Annotated in this window: 13 protein-coding genes and 1 tRNA gene; 9 read left to right on the top strand and 5 right to left on the bottom strand. The window is 68.0% G+C overall.

Features of this window, described 5'->3' with window-relative positions; all coding sequences use genetic code 11:
• The first annotated feature begins 81 nt into the window (after positions 1 to 81).
• Both CV103_RS09145 and CV103_RS09150 read left to right on the top strand, forming a co-directional pair.
• Positions 82 to 867 carry a glucose 1-dehydrogenase gene (locus tag CV103_RS09145; RefSeq protein ID WP_015459396.1) on the top strand — a complete coding sequence of 262 codons (786 nt, stop codon included), beginning with the start codon at positions 82 to 84 and terminating at the stop codon, positions 865 to 867.
• A 13-nt stretch (positions 868 to 880) separates the two neighbouring features.
• The gene (locus CV103_RS09150) at positions 881 to 1738 is read left to right on the top strand and encodes a GRP family sugar transporter (RefSeq protein ID WP_107394724.1); all 858 of its coding nucleotides are present in this window, start codon (positions 881 to 883) and stop codon (positions 1736 to 1738) included.
• Positions 1739 to 1823: 85 nt separating this feature from the next.
• Here CV103_RS09150 and CV103_RS09155 read toward each other — a convergent pair.
• Positions 1824 to 1900: transfer RNA gene (locus CV103_RS09155), tRNA-Arg, on the bottom strand.
• Positions 1901 to 1981: 81 nt separating this feature from the next.
• Between CV103_RS09155 and CV103_RS09160 the strand changes: the two genes are divergently transcribed.
• Entirely contained in the window at positions 1982 to 2494 is a 513-nt protein-coding gene (locus tag CV103_RS09160; RefSeq protein ID WP_107394725.1) for a hypothetical protein, read from the top strand.
• Between the two features lie 44 nt (positions 2495 to 2538).
• Here CV103_RS09160 and CV103_RS09165 read toward each other — a convergent pair whose 3' ends face one another.
• Together CV103_RS09165 and CV103_RS09170 are read right to left on the bottom strand one after the other, a co-directional pair.
• Positions 2539 to 3069 carry a gamma carbonic anhydrase family protein gene (locus tag CV103_RS09165; RefSeq protein WP_245896751.1) on the bottom strand — a complete coding sequence of 177 codons (531 nt, stop codon included), beginning with the start codon at positions 3067 to 3069 and terminating at the stop codon, positions 2539 to 2541.
• Between the two features lie 2 nt (positions 3070 to 3071).
• Complete coding sequence (locus CV103_RS09170) at positions 3072 to 3629, bottom strand: GNAT family N-acetyltransferase (RefSeq protein WP_107394726.1); 558 nt, start codon at positions 3627 to 3629, stop codon at positions 3072 to 3074.
• Between the two features lie 240 nt (positions 3630 to 3869).
• Between CV103_RS09170 and CV103_RS09175 the strand changes: the two genes are divergently transcribed.
• Positions 3870 to 4502: an Npun_F0296 family exosortase-dependent surface protein gene (locus CV103_RS09175; RefSeq protein WP_015459441.1), complete on the top strand. Its 633-nt coding sequence runs from the start codon at positions 3870 to 3872 to the stop codon at positions 4500 to 4502.
• 397 nt (positions 4503 to 4899) lie between these two features.
• Here the strand turns inward: CV103_RS09175 and hemB are convergent, their stop codons facing one another.
• On the bottom strand, positions 4900 to 5895 hold the full coding sequence (gene hemB, locus CV103_RS09180) for a porphobilinogen synthase (protein ID WP_015459442.1): 996 nt from the start codon (positions 5893 to 5895) through the stop codon (positions 4900 to 4902).
• A gap of 280 nt (positions 5896 to 6175) precedes the next feature.
• On the opposite strand from hemB, the gene CV103_RS09185 reads away from it, so the two are divergent.
• Entirely contained in the window at positions 6176 to 8293 is a 2118-nt protein-coding gene (locus CV103_RS09185) for a TonB-dependent receptor domain-containing protein (protein ID WP_107394727.1), read from the top strand.
• A 199-nt stretch (positions 8294 to 8492) separates the two neighbouring features.
• Here CV103_RS09185 and CV103_RS09190 read toward each other — a convergent pair whose 3' ends face one another.
• Entirely contained in the window at positions 8493 to 9554 is a 1062-nt protein-coding gene (locus tag CV103_RS09190) for a phosphotransferase (protein ID WP_107394728.1), read from the bottom strand.
• A 265-nt stretch (positions 9555 to 9819) separates the two neighbouring features.
• Between CV103_RS09190 and CV103_RS09195 the strand changes: the two genes are divergently transcribed.
• The 4 genes from CV103_RS09195 to CV103_RS09210 are packed head-to-tail and all read left to right on the top strand — an operon-like array spanning position 9820 to position 11789.
• Complete coding sequence (locus CV103_RS09195; RefSeq protein ID WP_070932682.1) at positions 9820 to 10296, top strand: VOC family protein; 477 nt, start codon at positions 9820 to 9822, stop codon at positions 10294 to 10296.
• Between the two features lie 3 nt (positions 10297 to 10299).
• Complete coding sequence (locus tag CV103_RS09200) at positions 10300 to 10647, top strand: antibiotic biosynthesis monooxygenase family protein (RefSeq protein ID WP_015459446.1); 348 nt, start codon at positions 10300 to 10302, stop codon at positions 10645 to 10647.
• Positions 10648 to 10995, top strand: coding sequence for a GFA family protein (locus CV103_RS09205; protein ID WP_107394729.1), 348 nt, complete (start codon positions 10648 to 10650; stop codon positions 10993 to 10995). It begins immediately after the preceding gene.
• Positions 10992 to 11789: a DUF72 domain-containing protein gene (locus tag CV103_RS09210; protein WP_107394730.1), complete on the top strand. Its 798-nt coding sequence runs from the start codon at positions 10992 to 10994 to the stop codon at positions 11787 to 11789. The genes CV103_RS09205 and CV103_RS09210 overlap by 4 nt, the downstream gene beginning before the upstream one ends.
• Positions 11790 to 11822 lie beyond the last annotated feature (33 nt).

Below are 11822 nucleotides of genomic sequence, written 5' to 3' on the forward strand. Positions count from 1 at the left end.
AAATCGCCTGATTCTGCTAAAAATACAGTCGGCGCAAGCATCCGGCGGATAGCGCAGCTTCGCGTGGCAGGGAGATCGGCCATGATCTACTCGGACCTTCAGGGCAAGGTTGCCGTCGTTACCGGATCTTCCAAGGGAATCGGCGCGTGCATCGCCAGCCGGTTCGGCGAGGAAGGCATGAACGTTGTCGTCAACTATAATTCGGACAAGGCGGGCGCCGACGCCACCGTGGCCGCGATTGTGGCTGCCGGGGCGAGCGCGGTCGCGGTCCAGGCCGACATGGCGGAGGAAGCCAGCGCGACCCGCCTGGTGGAGGCCGCGCTCGACAGCTTCGGCAGGCTCGACGTCTTCGTCAACAATGCGGGCATGGAGAATCCCGTGCCGAGCCACGAGATGACGCTGGAGAACTGGCGCAAGGTGATCGACGTCAACCTGACCGGCTATTTCCTGGGCGCGCGCGCCGCGCTCCGCCATTTCGTGGCGCGGAAGAGCCGGGGCGGCATCATCAACCTCTCCTCCGTCCATGAGCGGATACCCTGGCCGACCTTCGCCCATTATGCGGCGAGCAAGGGCGGGGTGAAGCTGCTGAACCAGACGCTGGCGATGGAATATGCCCCGCTGGGCATCCGCGTGAACGCGATCGGGCCGGGGGCCATAAACACGCCGATCAACAAGGAGAAGATGGCCGATCCGGCGAAGAAGGCGGCGCTCGAGAGCATCATCCCGATGGGCTATGCCGGCGAGCCGGAGGTCGTCGCCAACGCCGCCGCCTGGCTGGCATCGGACCAGTCGTCCTACGTCACCGGCATCACCCTGTTCGTCGACGGCGGCATGACGCTCTATCCCGCCTTCATGCACAACGGCTGATGGCGCCGGCGGCGTGAGCGCCGATATCCTCATCGCGCTCGTCCCCGCCCTGTTCTGGGGCATCCTTCCCGTGCTGGTCGCCTGGACCGGGGGCCGGCCTATCCAGCAGATATTGGGCACCACGCTGGGCACGCTGATCGCGGCGGCGGTGGTGGTCCTGATCGTGCGGCCGCAGATCGGGCCGGCCGCGCTGCTGTTCGGCGCGCTTTCCGGGGCGTGCTGGGCGTTCGGCCAGTTCAACCAGTATCGCGCCTACGGCCAGATCGGCGTGTCGCAGGCGCTGCCCATCTCGACCGGCCTGCAACTGCTGGGCACGTCGCTGGTGGGGGTGCTCCTGCTGGGCGAATGGCCCACCGCCGGGGAAAGGCTGCTGGGCGGGCTGGCCATCGCGATCATCATCGTCGGGATATTCCTGACGACCCGGCACGAGGACGCCACGCGCGGCGGCGACATGAAGGCCGGCATGACGACGCTGCTGATCTCGTCCCTCGGCTATGTCGGCTATTCCTATTTCCCGCGCGTGCGGGACCTGGACGGCTGGAGCGCCTTCCTGCCGCAGGCGATCGGCATGTTCGCCATGTCCGTCCTCCTTTCGCTGTTCGCGCGCGGGGACCGGCCATGGTCGATCAAGACGGTGCACAATCTGGGGGCGGGGCTGGTGTTCGCGATCGCCGCGCTGGCCTATCTCGTCTCGGCCCAGCGCAACGGCGTGGCCACGGGATTCGCGCTGTCGCAGATGAATGTGGTGATCGCCACGCTGGGCGGCATCTTCATCGTCGGCGAGAAGAAGACGCACAGGGAGATGGTGCTGATCCTCGCCGGCCTGGCGCTGGTGGTGGGGGGCGGCATCCTGATCGGCCTCAACCGCTGATCCGCCTGGGCGCCGGCTGCGATCGGCCCGTGCCGCCAGCGTCCGCAACGGAGCCGACGGCTATCCACAAAGCCTTTTTGGAAAATGGCGCGCCCGGAACGATTCGAACGTCCGACCCTCAGATTCGTAGTCTGATGCTCTATCCAGCTGAGCTACGGGCGCGTTGGAGTGGCGCTATTAGTCGGGGGCGAAGCGGAGCGCAAGCCCGTTGCCGCGAATAATTTGCGGGCCTAAAGCCATGGCATGATTTTCCTCCCGAAGATGGCGCCCGCAGCGGCGATTCTGGCCGTGGCGATGCTGGCGGGATGCGCCGGATCGGACATTTCCTTCCCCTCGCTCGCGCCCCGCGCGGTGGAAAAATTGCCGATCGAGGACCCGGTGAGCGATTCGGCCGGGCCGGTCGCGGTGCCGGCGGATGCGGCGACGGCGGCCGCGATCCGGGCGCAGCTTGCCGCGGCGGAGACGGCGCGCGGGCGATTCGACGGCGAACTGGCCGATGCGCGGCGCGCGGTGGCCGCCGCGGCGGGGCAGCCGGCGGAAAGCGAGGCGTGGATCGCGGCGCAGCAGGCGATCAGCCGGCTGGATCAGGAGCGGGGGCCGGTGACGTCGGCGCTGGCCAGCCTGGACGAGATGGTGGTCGCGACCGGCGGCGCCCCCTCGCCCGAGCTGGCCGACGCCTGGAGCCGGGTTTCGGCGATCGACGAGGCGCAGCGCCGGGCCTTCGGCGAGGTGGCGGGCAAGCTGCCCAACCCCTGACCGGGTTCGATCCCCGGCGCCCCATCGAAGCCGGCCGGATATCCTCAGCCCGCGAGGGCCGCGGCGTGGCGGCGGGCCAGCTCTACATAGCCGGCCACGCCCTTGCGATGCGCGGCGAGATCCTCCTCCGTCAGATCGCGGACATATTTGGCCGGGCGGCCCGCCCACATCTGGCCGGAGAGGATGCGCTTGCCCGGCGTGAGCAGCGCGCCCGCCGCGAGCATGGCATCGCTTTCGATCACGCACCCGTCCATCACGATCGCCCCCAGGCCGACGAAGGCGCGATCGTGCAGGTGGCAGCCATGGACGATGGCGAGATGGCCGATCAGGCAATCCGCGCCGATCACCGTATCATATTGCTTCGTCGTGACGTGGACGACGGTGCCGTCCTGGATATTGGTGCGCGCGCCCACCGATATCGGCGCGACATCGCCGCGCAGCACGCAATTATACCAGACGCTCGCCCCTTCGCCGAGCACGACATCGCCGATCAGGCGCGATCCCGGCGCCACGAAGCCCGCGCGCGACACGTCCGGCGTGGCGCCGTCGAAGGGCAGGAGGGTGACGCCTGCCATCGTCATGCCGTTTTCCATGCGCCGACCTCCCAGTCCTTCGCCTCGATCAGGTGGAGGATGGTGGGATTGTCCTCCGGCCCGAAACGGGGATCGTTGAAATCCAGATCGGGCCGGCGCGTCATCCCCAGCCGCCGCATCAGGCCCCAGGAAGCGGCGTTGCGCTGGCTGGTGATGGCGATCACCAGCGGCGCGCCGACCGTGCCGAAGGCGAAGTCCAGCGAAGCGGAGGCGGCTTCCCGCGCATAGCCCTGGCCCCAGCAATCCTTGTCCAGCCGCCAGCCTATCTCCACCTCGCCGGGCAGCGTCGCGCCTTCCGCGTCGAACAGCTTGAGCCCGCACAGGCCGATCGGCCGGCCGTCCGCCTTGCGGAACAGGCCGAAGAAGCTGAAGCCGCGTTCGGCCTGGAGGCGGATCATCTTGTCGATGCGCTCGTCGCTGGCCTCGCGCGTCTGCGGGCCGCCGAGCAAGGCCATCACCTGCGGATCGGCGCATTGCGCGGCCGCCCAGGGCTTGTCGGCCTCCGTCATCGGCCGGAGAATCAATCGGTTCGTCTCGATCATCTGTCTCTCCCCGCGCCTGTCCTAGGCAGGGCGGGGCGGCATCGCAAATATCGGGAGCGCCGCGGCGGCGAGAGTCGGAAACTTTTACACCGCAGCGCAGCAACCCCTGCGGCAAATCCGCAAAATCCGCGGAATTGCGCCAGCGCGGCCGTCTGGCACGGCCCATGCATGTGATGGCGGCGAGGGTATACCACTTTCGGGATACCTCTTTCAGCTTCAATCCCCGTCGAAAGGGAATCCATGTTCAAGACGCTTGCAGCCGCTCTGCTTCTGACCTGCGCCGCCACCTCGGCCAATGCGGCCACCTTCGTGTTCGCCCAGGGTGAGGGCGGCGCCAAGGCGTTCGAAACCGTGATCGCCGACTTCAACAATGCCGCGAACGACGGCCTCGTGAGCGGCATCAACTTCAGCTTCCTCGACGCCGCGACCAGCGGCGGCACCGGCGCGCTGCCGGGCGCGGGCGATGGCAGCCGCTATCTTTCGGTGCTGGGCGGCGGCTATGCCGAGATCAGCCTGCCGGCCGCGACGAGCTTCAGCATCGATGTCGGCTCGCTTGACAGCTACAACCTGATGACGCTGCTATATTCGGACGGCACCACCGCCGACCTGAGCGGCGACACCATCTTCAATGGCGATGCCGATGGCAACCAGACCAGCCCGTCCGCCAATGGCCGCCTGACCGTGTGGGCCGATGCCGGCAAGATCATCACCGGCATCCGCTTCTCTTCGGACTCGAACTCGTTCGAGGTCGACAATCTCGCGATCACCGCGGTTCCCGAGCCTTCGGCCTGGGCGCTGATGCTGGCCGGCTTCGGCCTGATCGGCACCGGCCTGCGCAGCCGTCGCCGCGGGATCGCGCCGCAGGCCGCCTGATCCGCTTTATTCCCTTATCGGGGAGGAAGGCCGCCGGCCCTCGCAAGGGGGCCGGCGGTTTTCGTTTGGGATAAGCGCGCGAGCGTGATGGCAATCCGGAGCGGCCGGCTGGTGCGGGCGGGCGCCTGATCGGGCGGCCGCGATGCCGATGGCCGGATGGCGACGGCAGGGCTCGCCGGAAGCGCGCGGGGGCGGATCGGCATCCGGGGTGCAGGTGCGGGCCGCCCCGAAGGCTCCGCCACGCGGGGTCGATCCGGGGGGCGTGGCGGGCGCCGGGAGGCTCCTGGCGGCAGCCTCCGTGGAGGGATGGCCCCGGACCGGGTCCGGGGCGACGGCAGGCATGCGGGTCGGCTCGGCCGGGCCTGCAAGACGGGCGCGGGGCCCCGGCGGCCCGCCCTCAGCCCGCGAGCAGGCGGGCGGCGTGGGCGGCGTGGTAGGTGAGGATGCCGGAGCAGCCCGCGCGGCGGAAGGCGGTGAGGGTTTCCAGCACCAGCGCGTCGCGATCGCCCGCGCCGGCCGCGACGGCGGCCTCGATCATCGCATATTCGCCGGACACCTGATAGGCGAACACCGGCACCTCGAACCGTTCCTTCACCCGGCGGATGATGTCGAGATAGGGCAGGCCGGGCTTCACCATCACGCTGTCCGCGCCCTCGGCGAGATCGAGCGCGACCTCGCGCAGCGCCTCCTCCGCATTGGCATAATCCATCTGATAGGCGCGCTTGTCGCCCTTCAGCAGCCCGCCCGATCCCACCGCATCGCGGAAGGGGCCGTAGAAGGCGCTCGCATATTTGGCCGAATAGGCCATTATCTGCACGTTGCGATGGCCGCCGGCCTCCAGCGCGGCGCGGATCGCGCCGACGCGGCCGTCCATCATGTCCGAAGGGGCGACGATGTCGGCGCCGGCTTCCGCCTGCACCAGCGCCTGGGCGACCAGCAGCTCGCTCGTCTCGTCGTTGAGGACATAGCCGGTGGCGTCGACCAGCCCGTCATGCCCGTGCGAGGTATAGGGATCGAGCGCGACATCGGTGAGCACGCCGATATCGGGCACCGCATCCTTGATGGCGCGGATGGCGCGGCACATCAGATTGTCGGGATTGAGCGCCTCGCGCCCGTCGTCGGTGCGCAGATCGCGCGGGGTGTTGGGGAACAGGGCGAGGCAGCCGATGCCCAGCGCCTTCGCCTCCTTCGCCACGGCGCCGATCCGGTCGATGGAATGGCGCGACACGCCCGGCAGCGTCTTCACCGGATCGGTGACGCCCTGGCCCTCCGTCACGAACAGCGGCCAGATCAGGTGCGCCGGCGACAGATGCGTTTCGGCGACGAGCGCGCGGCTCCAGGCGGAGGCGCGGGTGCGGCGGAGGCGGAGGGCGGGAAAGCTGGCTTGGGTCATGGCCGCCCCTTCTAGGCGGCGAAACCGCAAACGGGAATGCGGCAAAATGACCCAAGGCCGGGCTACTGCCGCGCCACGAGACGAGAGCCGACGGCCTGCAGGGCCGGAGGGCGTTGCCGGCCCGTCACCCGATGAGCATGGCCGCTGCTGCGATAATTTCCGTTCAATTCAAATATGTAATGATTTGTTGCTCGCCATCGCTTTGGTTGACAGGGCGGGGAGCGGTTCGCATCAGCCCGACTGATATTGAAAATGATTATTAATAAAGAGTCGGGGGAACATGCATTTCCGATCCACGTCGCGCGCACGGCATCTCGCCGGCGCAGCCCTTATCGCCTTTGGCTTGGCCGTTGATCCGGCCCTTGCGGCGGACGCCGGGCCGCAGGCCGATGCCGACACCATCGTCGTCACCGCCGCCGGCTATGAGCAGAAGATCGCCGAGGCGCCGGCCAGCATCAGCGTGCTCGACCGGCAGGACCTGGAGGACAAGCGCTTCGGCAGCCTCGCGGAGGCGCTGCAGGACGTGCAGGGCGTGGATGTCGGCGGCGAGGCGGGCAAGACCGGCGGCCTCAACATCTCGATCCGCGGCATGCCGAGCGACTATACGCTGGTGCTGATCGACGGCCGCCGCCAGAACGCGCCGGGCAATGTGACGCCCAACGGGTTCGGCGAATCCTCCACCGGCTTCCTGCCGCCCTTTTCCGCGATCGACCGGATCGAGGTGGTGCGCGGGCCGATGTCCACGCTCTACGGATCGGATGCGATGGGCGGCGTGGTGAACATCATCACCCGCAAGGTCGGCGATCATTGGGTGGGCAGCGCGACCGCCGAGACCGCCATCCAGGGCGACGACCGGTTCGGCAACATCCAGTCGCTCAACGGCTTCGCGCAGGGGCCGGTGGTGCCCGGCCTCGTGGGGCTCACGCTGCGCGGCAGCCTGTTCCACCGCGAGGCGGCGAATATCGGCATCCCCGGCGATCCGGCGCTGACGCTGGGCCGCAACCCGGTGCGATCCGACATCTACACCTATGGCGGCCGGCTGACGCTGACCCCGCATGCCGACCATGACCTGTGGTTCGAATATGACCGCAACGAGCAGACCTACGACAATAGCGAGGGGCAACTCGGCACGCTGGGCGTGCGCGGCGGATATGCGGAGGAGCAGCGCTTCAACCGGTCCAACTATGTGGCGGCGCATAGCTGGCGCACCGGCATCGGCACGCTGGACACCACCTTCACCCGCAACGATACCGAGACGATCGGCCGCACCGTGCCGCCGGGCACGCCGGGCGTGGACCCCGGCAGCCCCCGCATGCTGGAGGCGCGCAACGACATCCTCGATTCCCGCTTCACCGGGAAGGCCGGGCCGGTCGCCTTCACCGTGGGGGGCCAATATTGGTGGGCGCGGATGGTGGACGGCGTAGCGCCGGCGCCGTTCAAGTTCACCCAATGGGCGGGCTTCGGCGAGGCGACCTGGACGATCGTCGACGGCTTCAGCCTGACGGGCGGGGCGCGGTATGACGATCATTCCACCTTCGGCGGAAAATGGTCCCCCCGCGCTTATGCGGTGTGGAATATCGACGAGCGCTTCACCCTGAAGGGCGGCGTGAGCCGGGGCTTCAAGACGCCGCGGCTGGAGCAGATCGCCGACGGCATCATCGGCTTCGGCGGGCAGGGCACCATCCCGCTGATCGGCACGCCGGGCCTGAAGCCGGAGACCAGCACCTCCTACGAAGCCGGCCTCTATTATGACGGGCACGGCTTCTTCAGCGGCAACGTCACGCTGTTCAACAACGCGTTCAAGGACAAGATCGCCAGCGGGCCGGGCATTCCCAACTGCCGGTTCGCCGGCAATCCCGATCGGCCGGGATGCCTGGACGTGGGCGCCTTCCCCAATGTCGACTTGTTCGGCCAGTCGATCAACATCGACAAGGCGGTGACGCGGGGCGTGGAAGTGGCCACCCGCCTCGCCTTCACGCCAAGCCTGACGCTGTCGCTGAACTACACCTATACCGACAGCGAGCAGAAGAGCGGCGAGCAGAAGGGCATGCCGCTGATCGGCACGCCCGAGCATATGCTGAACGGCCAGATCCGCTGGAAGGTGGACGACAAGGCCACCCTATGGGCGCGCAGCGAGATCCGTTCGAGCCGCTGGCGCGGCGACAATGCCCAGCAGGCGGCCGTGGGCGACTTCAGGGGATATGAGCTGTTCCATTTCGGCGGCGCCTATCAGGTGACGCCGGCCTTCCGGCTGGCCGCGACCGTCTACAATTTGTTCGACACCGACTATGCCGTCTACCTGCCCTATCCCAGCGGGACGACCACGGCCTACACGCCGGCTTATTCGATCAACCAGGAAGGCCGCCGCCTGTGGCTTTCGGTGAATGTGGACTTCTGATGTGAGGGGGGCTGGGGAGGCCCGCTGACGACTGGAGTGCCGGGGGGCGGGCCGACATTCCGCCAGTTCCCCCCTTCGTCATTCCCGCGCAGGCGGGAATCACGGTTTTGGGGGGGCGTTTCCGCGGGAATGACGGTGGTGGCGCGAACGGAAGGGCCGTTTTCCAAGGAAAGGCACCTCGCCGGCCCTTCCGGCGCAGCTAGCCGCCCTGGGCCGCCTTCCAGCCGGCGGCGGCGAGGGCGGGGAACTTTTCCGCCATTTCGCGGGCGTGGGCGGATGCCGCCGTGCCGCGAACGACGCGGCCCTTGATGCCGTGGATGATCGCCGCCAGCCGGAAGATGTTGAAGGCGGTGTAGAATTGCAGGTCCGGAATGCCGGCGCGGCCGGTGCGGGCGCAATAGGCCGCGACATAATCGGCTTCGGACGGGATGTTGAGCGCGGCGAGGTCCGCGCCGGCGATGCCGGTCGCGATCGGCGGGGCCAGGCGATACATCATGAGATGATAGGCGAAATCGGACAGCGGATCGCCCAGCGTGGACAATTCCCAATCGAGCACCGCGACCACGCGCGGCTCGGTGGGGTGGAAGATCATGTTGTCGCAACGATAATCGCCATGGGTGATGCGCACCTCGCCCTGCGGCGGGACATGCGCCTCCAGCCAGCCGATCAGCGCATCCATGTCGTCGTTGCGGCCGGCCTCGACATCCTCATGATATTGCTTCGTCCAGCGGCCGATCTGCCGTTCGAAGAAATTGCCGGGCTTGCCATAGTCGCCAAGGCCGATCGCCTGCGGATCGATGCCGTGCAGCCGGGCGAGCGTGGCGTTCATCGCGTCGAAATAGGCCGGCCGCTCCTCGCGCGAAACCTGGGGGAAGGTGGCATCCCAGAAGATGCGCCCTTCCACCATGTCCATCACGTAGAACCAGGTGCCGATCACGCTGTCGTCGGTGCAAAGGCCGTGGACGCGGGCCACCGGGAAATCGACGGTGGCGAGCGCGGATAGCACCCGCGCCTCGCGCTCCACCGCATGCGCGCCCTTCAGGATCTGGCCCGGCGGCTTGCGGCGCAGCACATAGGCGCGGCCGGGCGTGGTGAGCTTGTAGGTCGGGTTGGACTGGCCGCCCTTGAACTGCTCCACCGTCAGCGGGCCTTCATAGCCTGCGACATTATCGGCCATCCAGGCGGCCAGCCGCGCCTCATCGAAGCGATGCGCCTCGCGCACGGGGGTGGTGCCGCTGTTCTGATCCTGCCGATCGGCCAAGCCTGTTCTCCCTCGATCATGGTTCCGGCGTGGCTGAAACCACTTTTTGCCGCATGCCTAGCGGTCTGGCCGGGACGAGTGCATCCGCATCGCCCGGACAATCAGACCACCGATCCACTAGTGCGGTTCGCGCGCTGGCGGAACCGGGAAGCGATCCTTCGATGGCGCAATTCCCTTGCCCGGTCGCGGAACAAAAGCCGCGCTTCCGGGTCGGACGCTACGACAGGGCCGCGAGAGCCCCGCCCCCCGATCGGGAGAGAATCCGATGTCGAAGATCGCACCCTGCCTGTGGTTCGCCACCGAAGCCGAGGAAGCCGCCCGCTTCTACGCCGGCCTGATCCCCGATTCGCGGATCGATCAGGTGCAGCGCGCGCCGGCCGACAGCCCCGGCGGGCAGGCGGGAACGGTGCTGGTGGTGGGCTTCACCCTGGGCGGCACCCGCTTCACCGCGCTGAACGGCGGGGTGGGGGCGGAGTTCAGCCACGCCATATCCTTCCAGATCGACTGCGCGGACCAGGCGGAGGTGGACCGGCTGTGGGACGGGCTTTCGGCCGGCGGCAAGACCGAGCAGTGCGGCTGGCTGCGCGACCGTTACGGCATTTCCTGGCAGATCGTGCCGACCGCGCTGCCGAAACTGCTGGCCGATCCCGATCCGGCGAAGGCGAAGCGGGTGATGGAGGCGATGCTGGGCATGACCAGGATCGACATCGCCGGGCTGGAGCGCGCCTGGCGCGGGGCGTGACGGATGTTCGTCGCGGTCTATTGGTGGCGGGTCCACCCCGGCAAGGAGGATCAGTTCCGCGCGGCCTGGCGGCGCGGGACGGAACTGATCACGCGCATCTACGGCAGCCTGGGATCGCGGCTGCACCGCGCGGCGGACGGCCGCTTCGTCGGCATCGCCGAATGGCCGGACGAGGAAACATGGCAACACGCCATGGATGCCAAGATGGCCTATGACGAGCCGGAGACGCGGGCCGCCTTCGTCGATGCGATCGCCGATGCGCCCCACGATCCGCTGTTGACCTTGACGGTCACGGACGATCTGTTGCTGCGCACGCTGGACGTGGCGGACGAGGATTTGGGGAGGATGTGAATGCTGCACGGAAGCTGCCATTGCGGAGCGGTGACCTTCACGGTGGAGGCCGATCCGCCGGAACAGGCGGTGGCGTGCAACTGCTCCCACTGCCGGCGCAAGGGCTTCCTGCTGGCTTTCTACGGCGCGGAGCGGTTCCGGCTGGAACAGGGCGAGGAGGCGCTGGGCAGCTATCTGTTCAACCGCCACGCCATCACGCACCGCTTCTGCACCACCTGCGGCTGCCAGCCCTTCGCCGAGGGAACGGCGCCGGACGGCAGCGCGACCCGCGCGGTGAACCTGCGCTGCGTGGAGGAGGTGGACCCCGATGCCATCGCCGTCCAGCATTTCGACGGGGCGAAGCTTTGAGCCACGGCGCGATCCGCGTCGGCATCGGCGGCTGGAACTATGAGCCGTGGCGCGGCACCTTCTACCCGGAGAAGCTGCCCCAGGCGAAGGAGCTGGCCTATGCGGCGGAGCGGCTCACCGCGATCGAGATCAATTCCACTTATTACAGCACCCAGAAGCCGGAAAGCTGGCGCAAATGGGCGGATGCCGTGCCCGAGGGCTTCGTCTTCACCGCCAAGGCATCGCGCTTCTGCACCAACCGCCGGGTGCTGGCGGAGGCGGGCGATTCGATCGCCAAGTTCCTGGGGCAGGGATTGACCGAGCTGGGCGACAAGCTCGGCCCGATCCTCTGGCAGTTCATGCCGACCAAGAAGTTCGACCGCGAGGATTTCGGCGCCTTCCTGAAGCTGCTGCCGCATGGGCAAGGCGGCCGGCGGCTGCGCCATGCGGTGGAGGTGCGGCACGAAAGCTTCCGCGATCCCGCCTTCGTCGATCTGGCGCGCGACAATGGCGTGGCGATCGTGTTTGCCGACCATGCCGAATATCCCGCCATCGCCGATCTGACCGCCGATTTCGTCTATGCCCGGCTGCAGCAATCGCGCGAGGAGGCGGCGACCGGCTATGATGCGGCGGCGCTCGACCATTGGGCCGATGTCGCGCGGAGCTGGGCCGGGGGGCACCAGCCACGCGGGCTCGATCATGTGGCGCCGAGCGCGCCGGCGGCGAAAGGGCGGGACGTGTTCCTGTTCTTCATTTCCGGCGCCAAGGTGCGCAATCCGGCGGCGGCGCAGGCGCTGATCGAACGGGTGGGGTAGGGCGATGCCTCCCCTCCCTTGAAAGGTAGGGGA

This window comes from Edaphosphingomonas fennica, assembly GCF_003034225.1.
In the GTDB taxonomy this organism is placed as follows: Bacteria; Pseudomonadota; Alphaproteobacteria; order Sphingomonadales; family Sphingomonadaceae; genus Sphingomonas_E; species Sphingomonas_E fennica.

Coding starts and splice junctions, on each gene's coding strand:
- CV103_RS09145 (WP_015459396.1), top strand. CDS start 82: ATGATCTACTCGGACCTTCAGGGCAAGGTTGCCGTCGTTACCGGATCT.
- CV103_RS09160 (WP_107394725.1), top strand. CDS start 1,982: ATGATTTTCCTCCCGAAGATGGCGCCCGCAGCGGCGATTCTGGCCGTG.
- CV103_RS09165 (WP_245896751.1), bottom strand. CDS start 3,069: ATGGCAGGCGTCACCCTCCTGCCCTTCGACGGCGCCACGCCGGACGTG.
- CV103_RS09170 (WP_107394726.1), bottom strand. CDS start 3,629: ATGATCGAGACGAACCGATTGATTCTCCGGCCGATGACGGAGGCCGAC.
- CV103_RS09175 (WP_015459441.1), top strand. CDS start 3,870: ATGTTCAAGACGCTTGCAGCCGCTCTGCTTCTGACCTGCGCCGCCACC.
- hemB (WP_015459442.1), bottom strand. CDS start 5,895: ATGACCCAAGCCAGCTTTCCCGCCCTCCGCCTCCGCCGCACCCGCGCC.
- CV103_RS09185 (WP_107394727.1), top strand. CDS start 6,176: ATGCATTTCCGATCCACGTCGCGCGCACGGCATCTCGCCGGCGCAGCC.
- CV103_RS09195 (WP_070932682.1), top strand. CDS start 9,820: ATGTCGAAGATCGCACCCTGCCTGTGGTTCGCCACCGAAGCCGAGGAA.
- CV103_RS09200 (WP_015459446.1), top strand. CDS start 10,300: ATGTTCGTCGCGGTCTATTGGTGGCGGGTCCACCCCGGCAAGGAGGAT.
- CV103_RS09205 (WP_107394729.1), top strand. CDS start 10,648: ATGCTGCACGGAAGCTGCCATTGCGGAGCGGTGACCTTCACGGTGGAG.